This window comes from Sphaerisporangium flaviroseum (assembly GCF_039537005.1).
Taxonomy (GTDB): Bacteria; Actinomycetota; Actinomycetes; order Streptosporangiales; family Streptosporangiaceae; genus Sphaerisporangium; species Sphaerisporangium flaviroseum.
Window position 1 is genome coordinate 20,830 of sequence record NZ_BAAAZR010000009.1, and the last position, 21,853, is coordinate 42,682.

A 21,853-nucleotide genomic window follows, 5' to 3' on the forward strand; every position below is an offset into this window, starting at 1 on the left:
TCAGAAGAACATCTCAGTGGCGCCTCACACCAGTCCTTCCGGCCGCACCGCGACTCTGGGGGCTCCCTCCGAGCACCACGTATACGGCCGTTCGATGCCCGGCGGCGACGCGCGCGCGGCAAAAGGGGCGACGACACTATACGCCAAACCAAGCGCTTGCTACGCTCCGGCCATGCTGTCCACGATTGTCTGGGGCACCGGCAACGTCGGCCGCGCGGCCATCCGCGCCGTCGAGGCCCATCCGGTCCTGAAACTCACGGCCGTGCTCGTCCACGACCCCGGCAAAGTCGGCCGCGACGCAGGCGACCTCGGCGGGCTCGGCCACGATCTCGGGATCGCGGCGACCGCCGACATCGACGCCGTACTGGCCACCAGCCCGCACGCCGTGGTGTACGCGGCGTCCGGCGACATCCGCCCCGACGAGGCGCTCGCCGACATCATCAAGGCGATCCGCGCCGGGGCCGTGGTGGTCACCCCCTCGCTCTACGCCCTCTACGACCAGCGCAACGCCCCGCCGGAACTGCGGGAACCGGTGCTGGCCGCCATCGCGGACGGCGGCGGCTCGCTGTTCGTCTCCGGCGTCGACCCCGGCTGGGGCAACGACGTGCTGCCACTGCTGATCAGCGGACTCGGCACCACCGTGGACGTCATCCGCTGCCAGGAGATCTTCGACTACTCGGCCTACGACCAGTCCGACTCGGTCCGGTACCTGGTCGGCATGGGCCAGCCGATGGACTACGAGCCGCCGATGATCGCGCCGACGGTCCCGACCATGGTCTGGGGCGGGCAGGTGCGGCTGATGGCCAGGGCCCTCGGCGTCGAGATCGAGGAGATCCACGAGACCCTGGACCGGCGCGCGCTCGACCACACGGTGAGCACCAAGACGATGGGCGACTTCGAGGCGGGCACCCAGGGCGCCGTGCGGTTCGAGGTGCAGGGCATCGTCGAGGGCGAACCCCGCATCGTCATCGAGCACGTCACCCGCATCCACCCGTCCTGCGCACCGGACTGGCCGACGCCGCCCGACGGCGACGGGGCACATCGGGTGATCATCGAGGGCAGCCCGCGCATCGAGGTCACCGTCGAGGCCACCGACGAGAGCGGCAACCGGGCGGCGGGCGGCAACGCCACCGCGGTCGGACGCCTGGTGAGCGCCATCGACTGGCTCGTGGACGCGGAACCCGGACTCTACGACGCCCTCGACGTCCCACTGCGCCCCGCTGTCGGCAAGCTCGGAAGGAGACGGCCATGAAGATCGACATCCCCGATGGCAAGGACGCGATCGAGTACGTGTGGGGCGAGATGGTTCCCGGCATCGGGATCGCCGCCTCGAAGTTCTCCATGGCGGTGTACGCGCACACGACCCTCGGGCTGCGCGAGTTCGAGGCCGCGCGGCTGCGGATCGCGCAGATCAACGGGTGCGTCTTCTGCCTGGACTGGCGGACGGAGCGCGACGGGCAGAAGGTCGAGGAGGAGTTCGCCGACGCGGTTACCCAGTGGCGCACCACCGACGCCTTCGACGACCGCACCCGGCTGGCCGCCGAGTACGCCGAGCGGTACGCCCTGGACCACCACGGCATCGACGACGAGTTCTGGACTCGGATGACCGCCCACTACAGCCAGTTGGAGATCGTGGAGCTGAGCATGAGCATCGGCTCCTGGCTGGCGTTCGGCCGGCTCAACCATGTGCTCGGCCTCGACACCGTGTGCAAGCTGCCCAGTGGCCGATCGCCCTCCGCCCAGCGGACCCAGGTGCGGTGACCTGGCGCTCCGGATCCCCGATCGACGGCACGTCGCTCATGAGTTTGTAAGTCACTAAGGCGCGAGCAATCCCTGGTCCCTTTCATGGAGAGTGAGAACCACATGAATGACAACACCTCGGGCAGCATCGGTTCCAAGGGCGTCTCGCGCCGTGGGTTCATCGTCGGAACCGGTTCTCTCCTGGGAGTCGCGGCCCTCGCGGGCCGCGGCACCGCGGCCCAGGCGGCGGCCCGCGCGGCCGGTCCGATCACCGGCGGGGCGCACGTCCCGGTACTGGTGATCGGCACCGGGTACGGCGGCTCCGTCGCCGCCCTGCGTCTCGCCCAGGCGGGCATCGACGTGCACATGATCGAGATGGGCATGGCCTGGGACACCCCCGGCAGCGATGGCAAGATCTTCTGCGCCACCACCGCCCCGGACCAGCGGTCCTACTGGCTGCGCACCAGGACCAAGGCCCCCCTGAACTACTTCCTCGGCTTCCCGATCGACAGGGACATCCCCCGCTACACCGGGATCCTGGACGCCGAGGACTTCAGCGGCATCACGGTCTACCAGGGCCGCGGCGTCGGCGGCGGTTCGCTGGTGAACGGCGGCATGGCGGTCACCCCCAAGCGGGCGAACTTCGGCTCCGTCCTCCCGTCGGTGAACGCCGACGAGATGTACAACATCTACTACCCGCGGGCCAACGCCGCGCTCGGGGTCGGCACCATCGACCCGGCCTGGTTCGACACCACCGACTGTTACCAGTACGCCCGGGTCGGCCGTAAGCACGCCCAGCGTTCCGGCTTCCCGTTCGTCTTCGTGCCCGACGTGTACGACTGGGACTACATGAAGCAGGAGGCGGCAGGAACCGCCACCAAGTCGGCTCTGGCCGGAGAGATCCTCTACGGCAACAACCACGGCAAGAAGTCACTGCAGAGGACCTACATCGCCCAGGCCAAGGCCACCGGCAGGGTCACCATCTCGCCGCTGCACAAGGTCACCTCGGTCGCCCCGGCGTCCGGTGGCGGCTACACGGTCGTCATCGAACAGATGAACACCAACGGTGACACCACAACCACCAAGACCGTCATCGCGGACAGGGTGTTCTTCGCCGCCGGCAGCGTCGGCACCAGCAAGTTACTGGTCAAGCTCAAGGCCACCGGCCTCCTGCCCAACCTCAACGGCGAGATCGGCAAGGGCTGGGGCGACAACGGCAACGTCATGTGCGGCCGCGCCAACCACCTGTGGGACCCGACAGGCTCGCTCCAGTCGACCATTCCCTGCTCCGGTATCGACAACTGGGCCGCCGGTGGCGCGTTCGCCGAAGTGGCACCGCTGCCCACCGGGATCGAGACCTTCGCCTCGTTCTACCTGTCGATCACCAAGAACCCCAACCGCGCCCAGTTCTCCTGGAACGCCGCGACGGGCAAGGTCGACCTGAACTGGCAGACCTCCTGGAAGCAGCCGTCCATCGACATGGCCAAGACCATCTTCGACAAGATCAACGCGAAGGAGGGGACGATCTACCGGACCGACCTGTTCGGCGTCTACAAGATCTGGGGCGATCACCTCACCTACCACCCGCTCGGTGGCGCGGTCCTGAACAAGGCCACCGACAACTACGGCCGCCTCACCGCCTACCCCGGCCTGTACGTCATCGACGGCTCGCTGATCCCCGGCAACACCAGCGTCAACCCGTTCGTCACCATCACGGCCCTCGCCGAGCGCAACATCGAGAAGATCATCGCCACTGACCTGTAGCGGGACCCCGGCGAGGTGGTCGGCCACGGGCGCGTGTGGCCGACATTCCCCGCGTACGGTATGAACGACGCCCGACCCGCCCTGGCGGCAATCGGTTGCATCACCTCCGAAGGGGGCACACGCGAAGGGCGGCGCCCTCACGCACGCGCCTCCTCCATCAACGCGGCCAGGGCCGGCTCCGGCTCGAGGACGAACAGCCCGCCATGGGTGCGATCGGTCACCCAGATGAGTCCGTCCGTGTCGACGAACAGGTCGTTGGCCTGTGGCGCCCGCTGGCCGGCCGGGATCTCGGAGACCCAGTGCGCGACCTCGCGCGGGTCGCCTGGGTCCTGTAGGTCGTAGACGCGCACGCCCGCGTTGAAGTACGTGGCGAAGATGAGGCGTTCGCTGCGGTAGGACCCCTGTCTGTTCTCGTGCAGACAGTGCGGTCCGAAGCGCATCGGCAGGTCGTCGTACGGGCCTTCGGGGTGGGGGAGGACGCCGCGGTACAGCGGCTCGGCGGGGTCGGCGATGTCCACGAGGTGGATCCGCCGCTCGGGAGCGCGCGGGCCGTCGCGCTGCTGTTCGTCGGACACCACCAGCAGGTCGCGGCCGGGTAGCGGAAGGCATGTGTGCGTGGCGCCGCCGCCCCACTCGCAGCGGCCGAGCAGCTTCGGCGCGGCCATGTCGGAGACGTCGAGCACGACCAGGTTGGCATCGTCGAAGCCGAGGTAGGCGACGTCGCCGGAGATGAGGGCGTGGTGAGCGGCATAGCGCCGTCCCGCCGGCCAGCCCGGCCGCTCTCCGCCCGCTTCCCACTGGCCCGGCCACCACCAGCGCCCGGCCTCGACGGGGCGCGCCGGATCCGCGAGGTCGACGACGACCCAGATACGGTCCGTGAAGCCATCGGGCACCGCCGACATGTGGGCGTACCGGCCGCCTTCCCACACGATGCGGTGAACGCCTTTGCCCCCTGACTCCCAGAACGCGATCTGTTCGGGGGCGAGCGGATCCGTCAGGTCGTACACGGCGAGCCCCGCCGAGTGCGGGCCGAGCGGCCCGGCCGGCCGGTACGGAAAGCGCTCGTGGTTGACGAGCAGCAGTCCGCCGGCCACCTGGACCTTGTGCGTATGGGTGTTGTCCGGCGCGGGCCACTGGTCCACGAGCCGGGGACGCGGCGGGTCGGCCACATCCAGGATCGAGGTCCCCATCCGGGACGTACCGCTGTGGCCGACGTAGAGGGCGTCGCCTTCGCGCATCACCTGCATGCCGTCGCCGCTGCCGGCGAGGTCATGGTGTGCGAGAAGCCGGAGTCCCTTGGCGTGAGCCGTTCCCACCTTCATGGCTCACACGTTCCCGATGGCGGGCCTGAACGGCAGGCCCAGGATCTTCTGGGCCCGCCAGAGCGGGACGAGAGAGGTGTACGTGCGCCAGTCCGTGCCCTCAGGGACCGACTTGAACCCGATCTGGTCCTTGATGAACTTGTCCATGTCCGCGGGATCGAATCCGCCGTCGGCCACGTGGTAGGTCGGGGCGTTCTCCGCCGAGTAGGCGTCCGCGAACTCGGACGGGATGTCGAACCCCTTCTTCGTCATCATGGCCAGGACCGCGTCCTTGTTCGCCTGGTCGGTGATGAACTGCCGTGCCTTCAGCGTGGCCGTGAGGAAGGCCGTGACGGTTTCCGGGCTCTCCGTCAGCAACTCGTTGGCCGCCCACCCGTTCTGCGGCACCTTGCGGGTCTCCTCGAACAGGAATTTGCCACCCGCCCGCTCCAGCAGCTCACGATGGCGGATCTGCACGCTGGCGCCGTCGACGACTCCGGCGATCACGGACTGGAGCCGCTCGTTGGACTGGCCACCGGTGCTGACGATCTTGACGTCCTGGTCGGGGACGACGCCGTTCTTGGTGAGCAACTCGCGCAGGATCGCGTCGTTGCGGCTGTTGAACTGGCCCCCCGTGATCGTCTTGCCCTTCAGGTCGGCGGCCGTGTTGATGCCCTTGCCGACGCCCAGGATGTTGGCCTCGCCGCCCAGATAGACCGACAGGAACCGGACTCCCGTGTTGCTCTTCTTGGCCGCGGCGATCGTCGTGTCGGAGTCGTAGAGCGCCATGTCGAGCGAGCCGCCGATCAGCGCGGGCAGCGGATCCTCGATGGTCTTGATGTCCACCTTGTCGATGCCAAACTCCTTGAAGTACCCCTTCTCCTGGGCCACCACGATGTCTTCGTGGAACAGGTAGTAGGGGTTGTCGACGCCGACCACGAGCTCGCGCTTGACCTTGCTCTTGTCGATGGTCCCGTTGACGTCCTCGGCGCTCTTCGGCACGCTCTGGGCCGTGGCGTCCGGGCCCTTGGCGCCGCCGCCGGCACCGCCGCCTCCGCCTCCGCACGCCGCGAGGAGGAACGTCAGGGTGAAGAGGGTCAGTACCTGCTTGGATCTGTGCATCGGTGACTCCTGGGCGTCGTCCCATGGAAGCGGCTGTATCTAGTGGGGGGACAGCGAACCGTGCCGGCCCTGGCGGGTTGGGAGATCTACGCGCGTGAGATGTCGCGCCATGGCGCCGCACGCTGTTCGAGCCAGCGCATCGACTGCACCAATCCAACGGACATGACGGCGAGAAGTATCAGAGTCGCGTACAGCATCGGCGCGTCGAACTGCTCGCCCGCCTTGTCGAGCAGGAAGCCGAGCCCGTTCCCCCCGCCGCCGAGCAGTTCACCGATGAGCATGCCGACCAGTCCCCGGGCGATGCCCTGGTTGACGCCGGCGATCACGAACGGAAGCGTGTACGGCAGGATCACCTTGAGGTAGATCTGCGGCCTGCTGGCCCCGAAGACCTCGCCCGCACGAACCAGTGACGGTTCGACCGTCTTCACCCCCGCCATGCAGTTGACCATGATCGGGAACACGGCGGACAGGATGATGATCGTCAGCTGCATGGAGTTGCCGAACCCCATGATCAGGATCAGCAGGGGGATGAGGGCGACACGGGGGAGCGAGGTCATCGCCCAGACGTACGGACTGAGGATCAGGTCGGCGACCTTGCTCGCACCCATGAGCAGGCCGACGGGGATGCCGATCACCGCCGAGATCGCCAGACCGATGAGGAAGTTCGTCAGGCTGTGACTGAGCTCTGGCCAGATGGTGCCGTCGGCGAATCCGTTGAAGAGGGCGGAGAACATGGCGGTGGCACGCGGGAAGAACAGCGCGTTGATGACCTCCGCGCGGGCGACGAGCTCCCAGATCACGAAGAAGATGCTCAGGTTGACCACGGTGATCGCGACGTTCTTGAACCGGGCGAACCTGCTGACGTGAATGCTCTCGATCTGCCTGGTCGTGCGCTCCGCGCCGGGTGCGGTGCCGTTGATCGTCTCGGTCATCGTGATGCGCCCGCCTGCTGCGCGCCCAGCGCCTCGTCCGCGAGAAGCGACCACAGGTGAGTGCGGATCTCCCCGAACCTGGGCGACTGCTTCACATCGGCCTGTTCGTCGAAACGCGGTCGTGGCAGGTCGACGTCGATGATCTCCCGGATGGTGCCGGGCCGCCTGCTGATGACCACGATGCGATCGGCGAGGAGGATGGCCTCGTCGATCGAGTGCGTGATGAAGACGACCGTCTGCCGGGTCTCGGCGATGATCTTCTCCAACTCCGCCTGCATGGCCTCGCGCGTCATCGCGTCCACCGCACCGAACGGCTCGTCCATGAGCAGGATCTCGGGCTCGGTGACGAGCGCGCGTGCGATCCCGACGCGCTGGCGCATGCCTCCGGAGAGCTCGTGGGGGTAGGACTTCTCGAAACCTGTCAGCCCGACGAGTTCGAGCGCGCGGGCGACGCGCGGGGCCTGCTCCGCCTTCGGCACGTGCCCGCGACGGTTCTCCATGGCGAACCGGATGTTCCGCTCGACCGTTCGCCACGGCAGCAGCGCGTAGTCCTGGAAGACCATGGCCCGGTCGGCGCCCGGACCGGTGACCTCGCCGCCGCGCACCCGTACCGAACCTTCGATCGGCTTGACGAAGCCCGCGATCAGGTTGATGAAGGTCGTCTTCCCGCATCCGGAGGGTCCGACGATGGCGAGGAACTCGCCCCGTCGTACGTGGAGTGAGACGTCTCGCAGTGCGATCAGCCGAGTGAGTTCCCGCCTGTTCTCGTAACCCGCGGTCACATGTACCGCCTCGATGAGCGCCGGCTCCGACGCTTGGTCACCCGTGGCGCGGTGCGCGCCGGGCGCACTGTGAGCCTCCACATGCCCCATCTCAGCTCCCTGCTCAGATCAGTGCGTTTTCCTGCCTCTGGTTGACCTCTGCAATCGGTTGCGCTGACGGTATCCAACGGGTTCAGCACCGTCAAGGCGCTATTTGTGCGTTCTGTAACCGTTAGGAGCGCTCTTCGACCTGCCTGGTCATGGCGTATTCGCAATCGATTGCGAAAATGAGACGAGTGAAGGTGCGGCGCGGAATGGAGCGGGGAGGATCGGGCCTCAGTCCATCGCGAGGCGGAACCTGTGCACGGTGTCGTATCGACGGCCGGTGGCCAGCCGCAGCTCGCCGCTCTTCTGCCCGTAGACGATCGACCACTGGGTGTGGCTCTGCCGGACGCGGTCGAGCAGGCCCATGGCCTGTTCCGCCGTCAGCCGGCCCTTGGCGCCCTCCAGCGTCTCGCCGGCCGCGCGGTAGCGGGGATCGGCCAGCCTGCTCTGCTCGGTCGACCCGGCGAAGGCGAAGTTCACCATGGCCTGCCAGGGCCCCTGCCCCCGCCGGACCACGGTCTCGCCGTCGACGAACTCGACGATCGCCGACCTGCCACCGGCATCGGAGAACATGTAGTGCAGCGGCGGGCCGTCGGTGAAGTCGACGTTGTACCGCTCGAACACCGCGATGGCCTCGTCCACCGTCGCGGCCTCGTCCAGGGCCAGCCGCATGACGCGGATGCTGCCGACCGTGCGCCGCTTGGCGTCGAAACCCGGTTCGGCCTCGGGGACCGTGGCCATGCCCACGACCAGTCCCTTGGCGTTCATGCCGTCGAACGGCAGCAGCGGAGCCTTCAGCAACGCCTTCCTGCCGGCATCGGTGGTGAACTCGGCGTCGGACCGCACCCCGAGGTACGACACGTCCACCATCGACACCGACGCGTGGCCGTTCGGCGGGGAGGCGAACAGCAGCAGCGCCGGGTGGTGGTCGAAGTCGAAGTTGCGGCCGAACACCGGGTCGGCGGGATCACCGTGGGCGGAGAACAGGGAGCACCCGAAGGCGGTGGGCGGCAGGGCCGGCACGATCGTCGCGAAGGGGTCGTACCCGCCACGGAAGTTCATGGTCCACAGGGGGTGGTCGTCGACCTTGCGCAGGGTCGCGAGAGAGGCGGCGTGGTCGGGCGACAGGGGCTGCCGGACGGCCCCGGGCGCGCGCGAGTCCTGCACGGCATCCCTCTTCTGCGTTGGCGGCGGAGCGGTTCCGGTCGCGCAACCGAAGAGCACCCAGACGGCGAGAAGGAGCGTCACCGTGACTCTGGTGGGTTCGGTCATCCTGTCATGGTGCCGTGCCGCGGCACGGATCGCCACCCGAGGGTGTGACATCCCAGATGATTGTCGCTTTCCCGTTGAAAATTTTCTATAAACGGTGAATTGCCAGTCCATCTTGACGGATAGCCCATCTTATGATTGGCGGTATTGACACAATTCCTGCTGGTCTTCTGACGTTAATTGTTGCTTTGAACAGTGCAGGTAGAAGACGTCCGGCGGGTCGGCCGAGTCATCAGGGAGCAACGAGCGGACGGCATCGCGAGGCCGATGAGGCAGACCGGCGCCTACCTTATTGGGCATTAGGTGCGCACCGCCTCCGTCCGCATCGCGGCATGCTCGCCCGGCGGGGCCTTTCCGGCCATCACGATCTTGATCAGCGCCGTTTCCGCAGGACAACCCCGGTCCATCGGCATTCACACCACCCTGTCGCGGAGCGTGGCCGGGCTGTCGCCGGCCGTCCCGGGTCTTCGCATGGAGGGTTTCGCCTGCTATCGGGCCGGTGGTCCCTCTTGTTTCGGACAACCCGTAAATGCGCTCTCCGCACGTCAGTAAAAGATCTTGACGACGTCCCTTCTGTCTGTATATAAGGGTGATGGTCAAGTACGAAAATTATGTAGAGGAACGTGGTAGATCTCCCTACCACATCGTATTCCGGGGCATTTGCAGCCGAGCAGGGGGCGCTGCGCTTGGTGACCGAGTACTCACTACCGTCGACCCTTGAATCCGTACCGACATTGTTCTGCCTGCCATATGCCGGGGGCGCGGCGAGTGCCTTCTGGGGCATGCGGAAGGCACTCGCCGACGCCGCGGAAGTCGTCCCGATCCACCTGCCCGGCAGGGAGTCCCGTATCGCCGAGCCACCGCGGGTGTCGGTCGGCGAGATCGCCGACGAGATGGCCTCCCGCACGCGCCGGCCCTACGCCGTCTACGGCCACAGCATGGGCGCGCGGATCGCGTTCGAGGTCGTCAGGGAGCTGCGCCGGCGCGCGCTGCCCCTGCCCGTGTGCCTGTACGTCGGCGGGGCGCACCCCCCCGACCGCAAGGTCCCGATCGCCGCCGCGGTGGATCTTCCGGACGACGCGTTCATCGACCAGCTCATCAGTCGCGCGGGCGCCCGTGAGGAGCTGCGGGACATGCCGGAGCTGCGCGAGCTGGCCATGCCCGTGCTGCGGAGCGACTTCGGCTGGATCAAGGAGTACCGGTACACGCCCGAGCCGCCGCTGGACGTGCCGCTGGTGGCCTTCGCCGGCCTCGACGACGCGGAGGTGCCCCCATCAGTGATGCTCGGATGGGGCCGGCACACCCGGTCCCGCTTCGACCTGCGCGCCGTGCGCGGTGGCCACCTGTTCCTCGCCGACCGGCACGCGGACCTCACCCGGTTCATCGCCCGGGATCTGGCCGGGGACGGCGGCCCCGAGCCGCTCGAGGACGACGAGGTACACCTCTGGCTGGTCACAGGGAACACTTCCGCGGCGGACCTGGTGGACATGGTCACGCGCCGGTGCGGCTCCGACCGAGAGGCCCTGCGCTGCGGCACCGTCCATCACGACGGCCTGGCACTGGCCGCCGTCACCCGGGGCCATCCGGTCGGCGTCGCCATCGGACGGCCGGGCACCCCGGACGGCGACGCCCTCGACGACGGTTCCCTCGGCGCTGACGAACGGGAGCAGATCGAGGGCACGGCAGAGGAGGACCGGCCGTGGGTGGCACTCCGCGCCCGTACCGCGAAGAAGGCTTTGGCGGCCGGGAGCGGGGCGGATCCGGCCCTGATCGGATTCCCCGACCTCACCGCTCCCGGCCCGTGGCGGCCCCTGGCCCACCGCGATCCGAGCCCATCGGCCGATCTCACCCCGTGGCGGGTCACCCACCTGCCACTGCCCACCCCGCAAGGAGAGGTCGTCGCGGCCGTTGCGCTGCCGCACGACCGGATGCGGCTGCGGTTCACCGCGCTGACGGGCGGTTCACGTTGAGCGGGGACACCGAGGGGGCGCTCCTCCACGAACTCGTCGTCGAGCAGGCCGCGCGCACACCCGAGGCGACCGCGATACGGCAGTGGCGCCGGCGGCTGAGCTACCGGCAGCTCACCGACGCCGCGGGCGCCCTGGCCGAGCGGCTGTGCCAGGCGGGAGTGGGGCCGGAGACGCGTGTGGGCGTCTGCGCCCGGCGGACACCCGAGCTGCTGGTCTCCATCCTCGGCGTGCTCCGGGCCGGAGGCGCGTACGTGCCGCTTGACCCCGCGCATCCGCCCGCGAGGCTGGCCGGGGTCGTCGAGGACGCGGCGATCCGGCACGTGGTCACCGGCAGTGAGGGCGGCGACCTGCCGGCGGGGCTCCCGGTCCGGACGTTCCGGCCTTCGACCGGCGCGGGCGCCGGCCGGGACGCTCACCTTCACGCGCCGGGGGAGCGGGAGGGCGCGGGGCTCCGGACACCGCATCCGTCCAACGCGGCCTACGTCCTGTACACCTCGGGCTCCACCGGCCGTCCGAAGGGCGTGGTGGTGAGCCACGCAGCCGCTGCCGCCTTCGTCAGGATGGCCGGCGAGTTCTTCGGGCTCGACGCCGGATGCCGCAGCATCGGGTTCGCCGCGCTCGGCTTCGACGTGTCGGTGCTCGACATCTTCGCCCCGCTGGCCAGGGGCGGCTCGGTCATGTTCGTCCCGGACGAGGACCGGGTGGATCCGGCGCGGCTGCAACGCTTCCTGGAGGCGCACGAGGTGAGCTGGGGCACCATTCCGCCCGCCCTGTTGCCGCTGCTCGACCCCGACCGGCTGCCTGGGCTGCGTGACGTGCTGACGGCCGGGGAGCCCGCGGGGCCAGAACAGGTGGCCAGATGGGCGAGCCCGGGTGTGCGCAGGTTTCACAACTGGTACGGGCCGACCGAGACCACGGTGTGCGTGGCCGGCACCGAGCTTTCCGGCGAGTGGGACCGGCCCCTGCCGATCGGCGGCGCGCTCCCGGGAAGCGCCGCGCACGTCCTTGACGACCGGCTGCGCCCCTGCCCGCCCGGCACGCCCGGGGAGTTGTGCATCGGCGGGCCGCAGCTCGCCCGCGGATACCTCGGACGGCCCGGCCTTTCGGCCGAGCGCTTCGTGCCGGACCCGTACGGCCCGCCGGGCTCCCGGCTCTACCGCACCGGCGATCGTGTCGTGATGGAGCCGGGCGGGCGGATCGGATTCCTGGGGCGGCTGGACCGCCAGGTCAAGCTCCAGGGCCAGCGGGTGGAGATCGGCGAGGTGGAGTCGGTACTGCGGGCCCATCCCCGTGTCCGTCAGGCGGTGGTGGACGTGGCCACGGGCGCCTCGGGGCTGAGACATCTGGTCGCCTACCTCACGCCGCGCGACGCGGCCGATCCGGCGGCGATCCGCGAGCACTGCCTGGCCCGCCTGCCCGCCTACATGGTCCCCGCCCAGGTCGTCGGCCTGCCGGCGCTGCCGCTGACGACGGCGGGAAAGGTCGACATGGACGGCCTGCGCGCCCTGCACGTCACGGACGCCGTCGCATCCGGCGGCCGCTCGCCCCGCACGGAGACGGAACGCCGGGTCGCCGCGGTGTGGGCACGGACGTTCGGCGGCGCCGAGCCGGGGCTGGACGACGGCTTCATCGCGGCGGGCGGCCACTCGCTGCTCGCGATGCGCCTGGTGTCCGCCCTCCGGGCGGAGCTGGGCCGGGAGATCCACGTCGAGGACGTGCTGTCCGGCGGGACGGTGGCGGGCCTCGCGGCGCGGATCGGGACGGCGCCGCCCGCGGGAGCCCCGCCCGGCACGGCTCCCGCCGCGCTGTCGGCGATCCAGCGGCGCATGTGGTTCGTCGAACGGCTCGCACCCGGCACGCCCGCCCACAACATCGCGATGGCGCAGCGGCTGTCCGGCCCGCTCGACACCGGCGCGTTACGCGCCGCGCTGTCGGCCGTCGCCCGGCGCCACGAGGTGCTGCGCTGGCGGGTCCCCGAGAAGGATGGCGTGCCGACGGTCGTCGTCGGCCCGCCGGGCGAGGTGCCGCTCCCGGTGGAGGACGTGACCGGGGCCGTCTCGCCCAACGGGTCCGGCGCCGCGTACGCCGCGTACGCCCAGGACGGCCCGCACGCCCAGGACGGCCCGCACGCCCCGGACGGCCCGCACGCCCCGGACGGCCCCGGCCTGCGCGCGCGGCTGGAGGAGGAGGCCCGTCGCGTGGTGGATCTGGCCGGGGGACCGCTGTGGCGGGCACGGCTGTTCCGCCTCGCCCCGGACGAGCACGTCCTGGCCGTCACCGCCCACCACATCGTGTTCGACGGCCTGTCGCAGAAGGTGCTGTGGGAGGACATCGCACGCGCGTACCGGGCGGAGCCGTACGCCCCGCTCGCCACGTCCTTCGCCGGCTACGCCGCCTGGCTCGCCGGCAGGGAGAACCCGGCGGACCTCGACTGGTGGTCCGAGACGCTGGACGGGGCGCCCACCGTGCTGGAACTGCCCGGCGACCACCCGCGCCCGGCCGTGCAGACGTTCGAGGGCGCCGCGTCCTACACCGAAGTCGGAGCCGGCGTGAGCCTGGGCGTCCGCCGGCTCGCCGCCCGGCTCGGCGTCACGCCGTACGCCGTCCTGCTCACCGCGTTCGCGCAGGTGCTCAGGCGGCTCAGCGGCGTCGACGACATGATCGTCGGGACGCCGGTCGCCGACCGGCGGGACCCGGCGTTCGAGCCGCTGGTGGGCTGCTTCGTCCATGTCCTGCCCCTCCGGCTGACGGTGCGGGACGGGGAGCCGTTCGAGGAGCACGTGGCAGGGTGCCAGAGGGCGCTGCTCGGCGCGCTCGCCCACCTCGACATCCGGCTGGAACGCCTGGTGGACCGGCTCGTCGCGGGTCGCGACCTGTCCCGCAACCCGCTGATCCAGGTCCAGTTCAACATGTACGACTTCGCCGAGCCGCGGCTCGCCCTCCCGGGCATCACCGCCCGGCCGCTGCGTCCCGGGCTGCCCGGCTCGCTGTTCGACCTGACGATGTACGTCACGGAGCGCGACGGCCGCTACCTCCTCAACGCCGTGCACAACCCCCGGCTCTTCCGCCACGAGCGGATCGAGGCGCTGCTCGCGGGCTATGTCCATCTGCTCGGCGAACTGGTCGCCGATCCCGGCAGGCCGGCGCACCTGGCGCCGCTCCGGCCGCCGGCCGCCACGCCATCCCTGCGCGTCACCCTCCCGGACGGGACCGCGGAACCGTCCAAGGAACACGGGCCGTTTCCGGACGGCGGGCCGCTTCCGGACGGCGGGTCGCTTCCGGACGGCAGAGCCGAGCTGCCCGGGTGGCACGGCACCGGCCTGGTGGAGCGTGTGCTGCGCCAGGCGGCCGGACGTCCCGGGCAGGTCGCGGTCGCCGGTGCCGATGGCCGGCTCACCTACGCCGAGCTGGCCGGCCTCGCCGGCCGGACCGCGCGCGCCGTCTCCGCCGCCGGCATCACCCCCGGGCAGGCCGTCGCGGTCCTGGCCGCCCGTCACCACGAGCTGCCCGCGCTGCTGCTCGGCGTGCTGGCGAGCGGCGCGCGGTGGGCCGTGCTGGACCCGGAGCTCCCGCCCGTACGGCTGGCGGCCCAGGCAAGGGCGGTCGATGCCCGCGCGCTGGTCCGATGCCCGGGCGCCACTCCGCCGACGGAGCTCGCCTGGCTCCCCGTCCTGACCCCGGAGCCGCCGGGCGCGGACGGTGACGAGGTCCCGGTCGTACCGCCGGAGGAGCGGGGGTATCTGTCGTTCACCTCCGGCACCACGGGAGAACCCAAACCCGTGCGTGCGGGTGAGCAGCCGCTCGCCCGCTTCCTCGACTGGTATCCGCGCGCGTTCCGCCTCACCTCCGAGGACAGGTTCGCGCTGCTGGCGGGGCTCGCTCACGACCCGCTGCTGCGCGACGCCTTCACACCCCTGGTGGCCGGGGGAGTGCTGCGGGTCCCCGGCCAGGACGCCATCCGCGATCCGGCCGCCCTGGCGTCCTGGCTGCGCGAGGCCGCGATCACCGTCGCGCATCTCACCCCGCAGCTCGCCGCGCTGGTCGCCACCGCGGGGGTCCCGCTTCCCGATCTGCGGCTGGTGCTGTTCGGCGGGGACCGCCTCACCCCGGCCGTCGTGGCCCGCTTCGGGCAGGTCGCGCCGGCCGTCCGGCTGGTGAACACCTACGGGACGACCGAGACACCCCAGGTGCAGGCGATGTACGAGATCACGGACCGGGCGGCCGGCTCCGCGGGCACGGTCCCGGTCGGTCACGGGATCGACGGCGCCGAACTGCTCGTCCTCGCACCCGGCGGCGCGCCGGCCGCCGTGGGCGAGCTCGGCGAGGTGGTGATCCGTAGTCACCGGCTGGCCGAGGGGTACCTCGACGAGCGGCTCACCAAGGAGCGTTTCGCGGGAGAGGGCCGCGACGGCGCGCCACGCCGGTACTGGACGCGGGACCTGGGCCGCTACGACCCCGACGGCCGGGTCGTGCCGGCGGGCAGGCGCGACGGACAAATCAAGATCCGCGGGTTCCGGGTCGAGCTGGGTGAGGTCGAGAGCGTCCTGGCGGCGCATCCGGGCGTACGGGCGGCGGCCGTGGTCGCGGCCGGCCGGCCGGACGGACCGGTGCTGCGCGCGTACGCCGTCCCCGCCGCGGCCGGGACCCTGCCGGGTGAGCTGCGGCGCCACCTGCGCGACCGCCTGCCCGGCTACGCCGTGCCCGCCGACGTGATCATGCTGCCGGCCCTGCCGCTCACCCCGAACGGGAAACTCGACAGGGCCGCGCTGCCCGACCCGGCGCCGCGTCCCGCACAGGGCCACGACCAGGAGTCGGCCACCAGGACCGAGCGTCTCATCACCGCGGTGTGGCGCGAGGTGCTGGGCGTGCCACGGATCTCCGTCGAGGAGAACTTCTTCGACATCGGGGGGCACTCGCTCGCCACCGCACAGGTGCAGGTCCGCCTGGCCGCCTCCCTCGGACGCGAGGTGCCGATCGTGGACCTCTTCCGCTACCCGACGGTCCGCACCCTCGCCGCGCACCTCGACGGCGACCGACGACTCACTGGATCGGAGCGCGCCGCCCGGCGGATCGCCGTGCGCCAGGCACGCACCTCGTCGCGAAGGCCTCACCAGGCCAGACAGGAGAACAGCGAATGACCGTCCCGATGGGCAATGACGGGGAGTACACGGTCGAACCGATCGCGATCGTCGGACTGGCCTGCCGGCTGCCCGGCGCGGGCGACGTCCCGGCGTTCTGGCGCAACCTGGTGGACGGTGTGGAGTCGGTCAGGTTCTACACCAAAGAGGAGCAGGCGGCACTCGGCGTGCCCGACTACCTGCTCGACGACCCCACGTTCGTACGGGCCGCCTCCATCGCCGCCGAATACGGAGCCCTGGACGCCCCGTTCTTCGGGATGTCCCCGCGCGAGGCGGAGACGCGGGACCCGCAGCACAGGATGTTCCTCGAACTGGCGTACTCCGCTCTTGAGGACGCCGGATACGATCCTGCCCGCTACTCGGGCGAGGTGGGCGTCTACGGCGCCGTCGGCTCGGACGAGTACCAGTGGATGTACATCCGGCGGGACAAGAAGGTGCACGCCTCCGTCGGCAACCTCGGCATCTACGTGGGCAACCACCCGGACTACCTGGCCACGCTGGTCTCCTACAAGCTCGACCTGCGCGGTCCGAGCGTGACGATGCACACCGCGTGCTCCTCATCCCTGGTCGCGGTGCACGTGGCGTGCGAGGCGCTGCGGGCCGGGGAGTGCGACATGGTGCTCACCGGCGGCGTGTCGATCGAGATGCCCCCCGAGTGGGGCTACCAGTACCACCAGGACGGCATCTACGCCGCGGACGGGCACTGCAGGGCCTTCGACGCGTCGGCCAAGGGGACGGTATGGGGCGGCGGGGGAGGCATCGCCGTGCTCAAGCGGCTGTCCGACGCCGTCGCCGACGGTGACCACATCCGCGCGGTCGTGATCGGCAACGCCATCAACAACGACGGCGCCACCAAGGTGGGGTTCTCCGCGCCGAGCTCGGAAGGCCAGGCGGTCGCGATCTCCCAGGCGCTCGGCGTGGCCGGCGTCGATCCCCGGACGGTCGGCTACGTCGAGGCGCACGGCACCGGGACCTCGCTGGGCGACCCGATCGAGGTGGCGGCGCTGTCGAGCGTGTTCGGCGGGAACACGACGGACACCGGCTGGTGCGGCATCGGCTCGGTCAAGACCAACATCGGGCACCTCGGCCCGGCGGCCGGCATCGCCGGGCTGGTCAAGACGGTCCTGGCGCTGGAGCACGGCCTGATCCCGCCGAGCATCAACTTCGAGCGGCCGAACCCCGCGATCGACTTCGGGACGAACCCGTTCTACGTCGTCAGCACTCCGGTCAAGTGGGAACCGGAGGTCTTCCCGCGCCGCGCGGGCGTCAGCTCGTTCGGCATCGGTGGCACCAACGCCCACGTCGTCCTGCAGGAGGCGCCGCCTCGCGAACCGGTGCCCAGCGAACCGCGCGCCCACCTGCTGCGCCTGTCCGCCCGCACCCCCACGGCGCTGACGGCCATGGCCGGGCGCCTGGCCGACCGGCTGGAGGAACCCGGGCAGGACCTCGACCTGGCGGACGTCGCCTTCACCCTCGGCGTCGGCAGGCGCGAGATGAAGCACAGGGCCACCGTGGTGGCCACGGACATCGCGGACGCGGCCGCCGCCCTGCGCGACCCCCGGCGGCTGATCAAGGGAAGCGCCGGCCGGCCGCCGCGCGTGGCGTGGCTCTTCTCCGGCCAGGGCTCCCAGTACGTGGGGATGGGCGCCGAGCTGTATCGCACCGAGAAGGTGTTCCGCGAGGTCGTGGACGAGTGCGCCGACATCCTCCTCGGCGAGATCGGCCTCGACCTGCGCACGTTGCTGATGCCCGGGGAACACGACCGCGCGGCCGCCGAGGAGCGGCTGCGCCGCACGGAGTTCACCCAGCCGGCGCTGTTCACCGTGGAGTACGCGCTCGCGCGCTTCTGGCAGGCCTGCGGCGTGGAGCCGGCGGGCATGATCGGCCACAGCATCGGGGAGTACGTGGCCGCGACCTGCGCCGGCGTCTTCGACCTGCCTGACGCGCTGCGCCTGGTGGCGGCCCGGGGCAGGCTGATGCAGAGCGTCCCGCCGGGCTCGATGCTCGCGGTCCGCCTCGACCAGGACGAACTGCGCGACCGGCTTCCCGAGGGGCTGTCGATCGCCACGGTCAACGGTCCCGGGGCCTGCGTGGTGGCGGGGCCGGTCCACCTGGTGGAGGAGTACGCGGCGCGGCTGGAGGAGGCCGGCATCGGAAGGACACCGCTCCGCACCTCGCACGCCTTCCACTCGCCCATGATGGATCCCATCCTCGGGGAGTTCCACGCGCTCGTCGCGGGAGTGGCGCGGCACGCGCCCCGCCTTCCCTTCCTGTCCAACCTCAGCGGCACGTGGATCACCGCCGAGGAGGCGGCCGACCCCTCGTACTGGACCCGCCACCTGCGGGAGACCGTCCGGTTCGGCGACTGCGTCGTCACCCTGCTCGCCGAGGGCGACTGGCTTCTGGTCGAGTGCGGGCCCGGACGCCAGCTCGCCGGCCTGGCCAGATCTCATGTGCGGGAGGGCGCCGCGGCGCCGCTGGCGAGCCTGCCAGGCCCGTCCGACAGCAAGTCGGATCTCCAGGTGCTCTACGCCACCGCCGGCGCCCTCTGGACCGCCGGCGTGACCGTCGACGCCGAGGCCCTGTCCGGATCCGGCCGCCGGGTCCCGCTGCCGGGCTATCCCTTCGAGCGCGTCCACCACTGGGTGCCCATCCTCCCCGACCCCGAGATGGTCTACCCGGCCCCCGTGCGTACGGGTGCGCTTCCGGTGGGCGAGTGGTTCAGCGTTCCCGCCTGGCGGCAGGCCCCCATCGCCCTCACCGGCGCGTCCCCCTCGCCGCGCTGCCTGGCCTTCGCGGGCCCGTCGGCCGATCCCCTGGTCGCGGCACTGCGCGCCGGGGGCGGCGAGGTGATCCGTGTGGCCGCGGGGGAGGCGTACGGGCGGTCGCCAGACGGCTCCTTCACCGTCCGCCCCGGGTTCCGCGAGGACTACGAGGCGCTCGTCGCCGAGACCGGCGCCCCTGAGCGGATCATCCACGCGTGGGCGCTCGACGGCCCCTCCGGTGGCGCGGCGGCCGGGCGGATGTGGGCCGCGCAGGATCTCGGCTTCTTCAGCCTGCTCAACCTGGTGCAGGCGCTGTCCCTGGCCGATCGCCGGTCGGACGTCCACCTCGACGTGCTCACCGCGGGCACGCAGGCCGTCACGGGGAACGACCTGACGCATCCCGAGCACGCGACGGTGGCCGGGATCGCGAGCGTGGTCCCGCTGGAGGCGCCCTGGCTGCGGGTGCGCCACATCGACCTGGCGGACCCGTCGTACGACCTCGCCCCGGTGCTGGCGGAGCTCGCCCGCGATCCCGTGCTCGACCGTCCCGGGGAGGGCGCGCCGCCGTCCCCGGTCGCGCTGCGGGGCGGGCGCCGCTGGACGCGGGACTACGAGCGGATCGAGGTGGCCGACGCCGGCGAGACGGGCCTCAGGCGGCACGGCGTGTACGTGATCACCGGTGGGCTCGGCGGGATCGGCGTCACCCTGGCCGAGGACCTGGCGGTGCGCCTCGAAGCCCGGCTGGTCCTGCTGGGCCGTACGGGAATGCCCCCGCGGGAGGAGTGGGACGCCCTCGAAGAGGGCGGTGACCGCACGGCACGCGCGATCGCCGCGATCCGCCGCATGGAGGCGGCCGGGGCGCAGGTGGTGACCCTGGCGGCCGACGTGACCGACGCCGGGAGCATGCGCGCGGCCCGCGAGGAGACGCTCGCCCGGTTCGGCCGCGTCGACGGCATCGTCCACGCGGCCGGGGAGCCCGGCGGCGGCATGGCCGAGGTGAAGGAACGCCAGGCGGCCGAACGCGTGATGGCGCCCAAGATCCTGGGCGCGATCGCGCTCCGTGAGGCGTTCGGCGACCTCGACCTGGACATCGTCATGCTGTGCTCCTCCGTGACCGCGGTCGCGGGAGGCTTCGGGCAGGTGGACTACTGCGCCGCGAACAACTTCCTCGACGCCTACGCCCACACCTGGCCGGGCCGGGTGGTCTCGGTGAACTGGGGGGCCTGGCTCGAGGTGGGGATGGCGGCGGAGGTCGCCGCTCCGGTGGCGTTCCGCGCGCTCCAACGCGGCGACCGGGTCAGCGCGCTCGGCCATCCGGTGCTCACCCACCGGCACGAGCCGCCCGCCGACCGGTTGCCCTGGTGCGGTGGCCAGATCTCCCCGCGGACGCACTGGCTGCTCGACGAACACCGCATCGCCGGGGTCGCGGTCCTGCCCGGGACCGGTTACCTGGAGGTCGCGCGGCACGCCTTCGAGTCCACCACGCCGAGCCCTGGCCCAGGTCACGTCGTCGAGTTGCGCGATGTGGCGTTCACGACGCCCCTGTCGCTGGCCGACGACGCGGTGGCCGAGATCCGCGTGTCGTTCACCACCGGAGGCGACGGCCTGGAGTTCGAGGTGACCAGCGTCGCCGGAGGGCGGCCGGTGACCCACTGCCGCGGCGTCGCGCTGTGGGTTTCCCCCGTGAGCCGTGTGGACGATCTCACCGAGGTGCGCGCCCGGTGTTCCGGCGGAATCAGCCACGCCACCGACGACATGTTCTCCGCCTCCTCTTCCGGCCTCCTCACCTTCGGCTCGCGCTGGGGCAATATACGTGCCGTTCACCAAGGGCAGGACGAGCACCTGGCCCGGCTGGAGGCGGGTCCTGAGGTAACGGCTGAACTGGACCGGTTCGTCCTGCACCCCGCGCTGCTGGACGAGGCGACCTCCTTCGTGAACGCCTCGGTCGGGGGCAGATTCCTGCCGTTGGGATACGGGCGCGTCACGGTCCACGGCCCGCTTCCCGCCAGGCTGTGGAGCCATGCCCAGCAGCGCGACGGCGGTGGCGGGGAGATCGTGGCGTTGGACCTGACGCTGTACGACGACGGCGGGCACCGCGTGGTGGAGGTCACCGACTTCGTCCTGCGCCGGATCGACGCGGACGACGTCGTCCGCACCGTCGACGAAGGCGCCCAGGAGACGGCCGGCGTGCAGGCCCTCGACGAGCAGTCGGCCGCCGCCGGGGCGGTTCTCGACGCCGAGGGGGCCACGCACGGCATTGCCCCGGCGGAGGGGGCCGACGCCTTCCGCCGGTTGGCCGCCGTGGAACTCGGCCGCCAGGTCGTGGTGAACGCCATCCCCCTCGACGAGTTCGTCGCGGGTGTGCGTGAGCTGACCCAGGACACCGTGGCCGAGGAGCTGGGAACGCCGACGGGGGAGGCCGTCGCCGACGACGAGGCGGCGGGCCACGTCGCCCCCCGCAACGAACTGGAGAGCACCCTCGCCGCCCTGTGGTGCGAGGTGCTCGGCGCCAAGCGGGTGAGCGTCGAGGACGAGTTCTTCGAACTCGGCGGCAACTCGCTGGTCGCCGTCCAGCTCATCGCGCTGCTGCGCAAGAAGCTGGGCGTGCGGCTGCCCATGCGCAGCCTCTTCCAGGTGCCCACGGTCACCGGGATGGCCGCGCTGGTTCAGGAGATACGCGCGCAGAACGCCGGGAACGGCGAGGGCGGCGACCGGGCCGCCGCGCCGGGTGAGGGAGACAAGCCGGTGGCCATCACGCGGCTGCCCCGAGTAGAGAGGGCGTGACATGCAGGAGGGCCTGTACAAGGTCGTGGTCAACCACGAGGAGCAGTACTCGATCTGGTTCTCCGACCGGACCATCCCCGACGGGTGGCGGGCGACGGGCTTCTCGGGCGAGAAGCAGGAGTGCCTCGACCACATCGACCAGGTCTGGACGGACATGCGGCCACGCAGCCTGCGCGAAGCCATGGGCGGATAGGAGGGGGAG

The 21,853-nt window shown here is 71.0% G+C and carries 12 protein-coding genes; 7 read left to right on the plus strand and 5 right to left on the minus strand.

The window, feature by feature from the left end; genetic code table 11:
• Positions 1 to 172 precede the first annotated feature (172 nt).
• From ABD810_RS19730 to ABD810_RS19740, 3 genes are all read left to right on the plus strand, one after another.
• Positions 173 to 1,252, plus strand: a complete 1,080-nt coding sequence (locus ABD810_RS19730) for an NAD(P)H-dependent amine dehydrogenase family protein (protein ID WP_344942049.1) — start codon at positions 173 to 175, stop codon at positions 1,250 to 1,252.
• Positions 1,249 to 1,761 (plus strand): carboxymuconolactone decarboxylase family protein, encoded by a 513-nt coding sequence (locus ABD810_RS19735; RefSeq protein WP_344942051.1) that lies wholly within the window; start codon positions 1,249 to 1,251, stop codon positions 1,759 to 1,761. The genes ABD810_RS19730 and ABD810_RS19735 overlap by 4 nt, the downstream gene beginning before the upstream one ends.
• 102 nt (positions 1,762 to 1,863) lie before the next feature.
• The gene (locus tag ABD810_RS19740; protein WP_344942054.1) at positions 1,864 to 3,504 is read left to right on the plus strand and encodes a GMC oxidoreductase; all 1,641 of its coding nucleotides are present in this window, start codon (positions 1,864 to 1,866) and stop codon (positions 3,502 to 3,504) included.
• A gap of 137 nt (positions 3,505 to 3,641) precedes the next feature.
• Here the strand turns inward: ABD810_RS19740 and ABD810_RS19745 are convergent, their stop codons facing one another.
• The 5 genes from ABD810_RS19745 to ABD810_RS19765 all read right to left on the minus strand — a co-directional run bounded on the left by ABD810_RS19745 (position 3,642) and on the right by ABD810_RS19765 (position 8,892).
• On the minus strand, positions 3,642 to 4,826 hold the full coding sequence (locus tag ABD810_RS19745; protein WP_344942058.1) for an LVIVD repeat-containing protein: 1,185 nt from the start codon (positions 4,824 to 4,826) through the stop codon (positions 3,642 to 3,644).
• Positions 4,827 to 4,829: 3 nt separating this feature from the next.
• Positions 4,830 to 5,927 (minus strand): ABC transporter substrate-binding protein, encoded by a 1,098-nt coding sequence (locus ABD810_RS19750; protein ID WP_344942061.1) that lies wholly within the window; start codon positions 5,925 to 5,927, stop codon positions 4,830 to 4,832.
• An 86-nt stretch (positions 5,928 to 6,013) separates the two neighbouring features.
• Complete coding sequence (locus ABD810_RS19755; protein WP_344942064.1) at positions 6,014 to 6,859, minus strand: ABC transporter permease; 846 nt, start codon at positions 6,857 to 6,859, stop codon at positions 6,014 to 6,016.
• A complete protein-coding gene (locus ABD810_RS19760) occupies positions 6,856 to 7,731 on the minus strand; it encodes an ABC transporter ATP-binding protein (protein WP_344942067.1) in 876 nt (291 codons plus the stop codon). The genes ABD810_RS19755 and ABD810_RS19760 overlap by 4 nt, the downstream gene beginning before the upstream one ends.
• A gap of 225 nt (positions 7,732 to 7,956) precedes the next feature.
• Positions 7,957 to 8,892: a linear amide C-N hydrolase gene (locus tag ABD810_RS19765; RefSeq protein WP_344942070.1), complete on the minus strand. Its 936-nt coding sequence runs from the start codon at positions 8,890 to 8,892 to the stop codon at positions 7,957 to 7,959.
• A 791-nt stretch (positions 8,893 to 9,683) separates the two neighbouring features.
• Between ABD810_RS19765 and ABD810_RS19770 the strand changes: the two genes are divergently transcribed.
• Genes ABD810_RS19770 through ABD810_RS19785 form a run of 4 tightly spaced genes read left to right on the plus strand, consistent with a single transcriptional unit; the run spans position 9,684 to position 21,844 of the window.
• Positions 9,684 to 10,964 (plus strand): thioesterase II family protein, encoded by a 1,281-nt coding sequence (locus ABD810_RS19770; RefSeq protein ID WP_344942073.1) that lies wholly within the window; start codon positions 9,684 to 9,686, stop codon positions 10,962 to 10,964.
• Positions 10,961 to 16,102: an amino acid adenylation domain-containing protein gene (locus tag ABD810_RS19775; protein ID WP_344942076.1), complete on the plus strand. Its 5,142-nt coding sequence runs from the start codon at positions 10,961 to 10,963 to the stop codon at positions 16,100 to 16,102. The genes ABD810_RS19770 and ABD810_RS19775 overlap by 4 nt, the downstream gene beginning before the upstream one ends.
• The gene (locus tag ABD810_RS19780) at positions 16,099 to 21,651 is read left to right on the plus strand and encodes a type I polyketide synthase (RefSeq protein WP_344942079.1); all 5,553 of its coding nucleotides are present in this window, start codon (positions 16,099 to 16,101) and stop codon (positions 21,649 to 21,651) included. The genes ABD810_RS19775 and ABD810_RS19780 overlap by 4 nt, the downstream gene beginning before the upstream one ends.
• A 1-nt stretch (position 21,652) precedes the next feature.
• Positions 21,653 to 21,844, plus strand: coding sequence for an MbtH family protein (locus tag ABD810_RS19785; RefSeq protein WP_344942082.1), 192 nt, complete (start codon positions 21,653 to 21,655; stop codon positions 21,842 to 21,844).
• Positions 21,845 to 21,853: the final 9 nt, after the last annotated feature.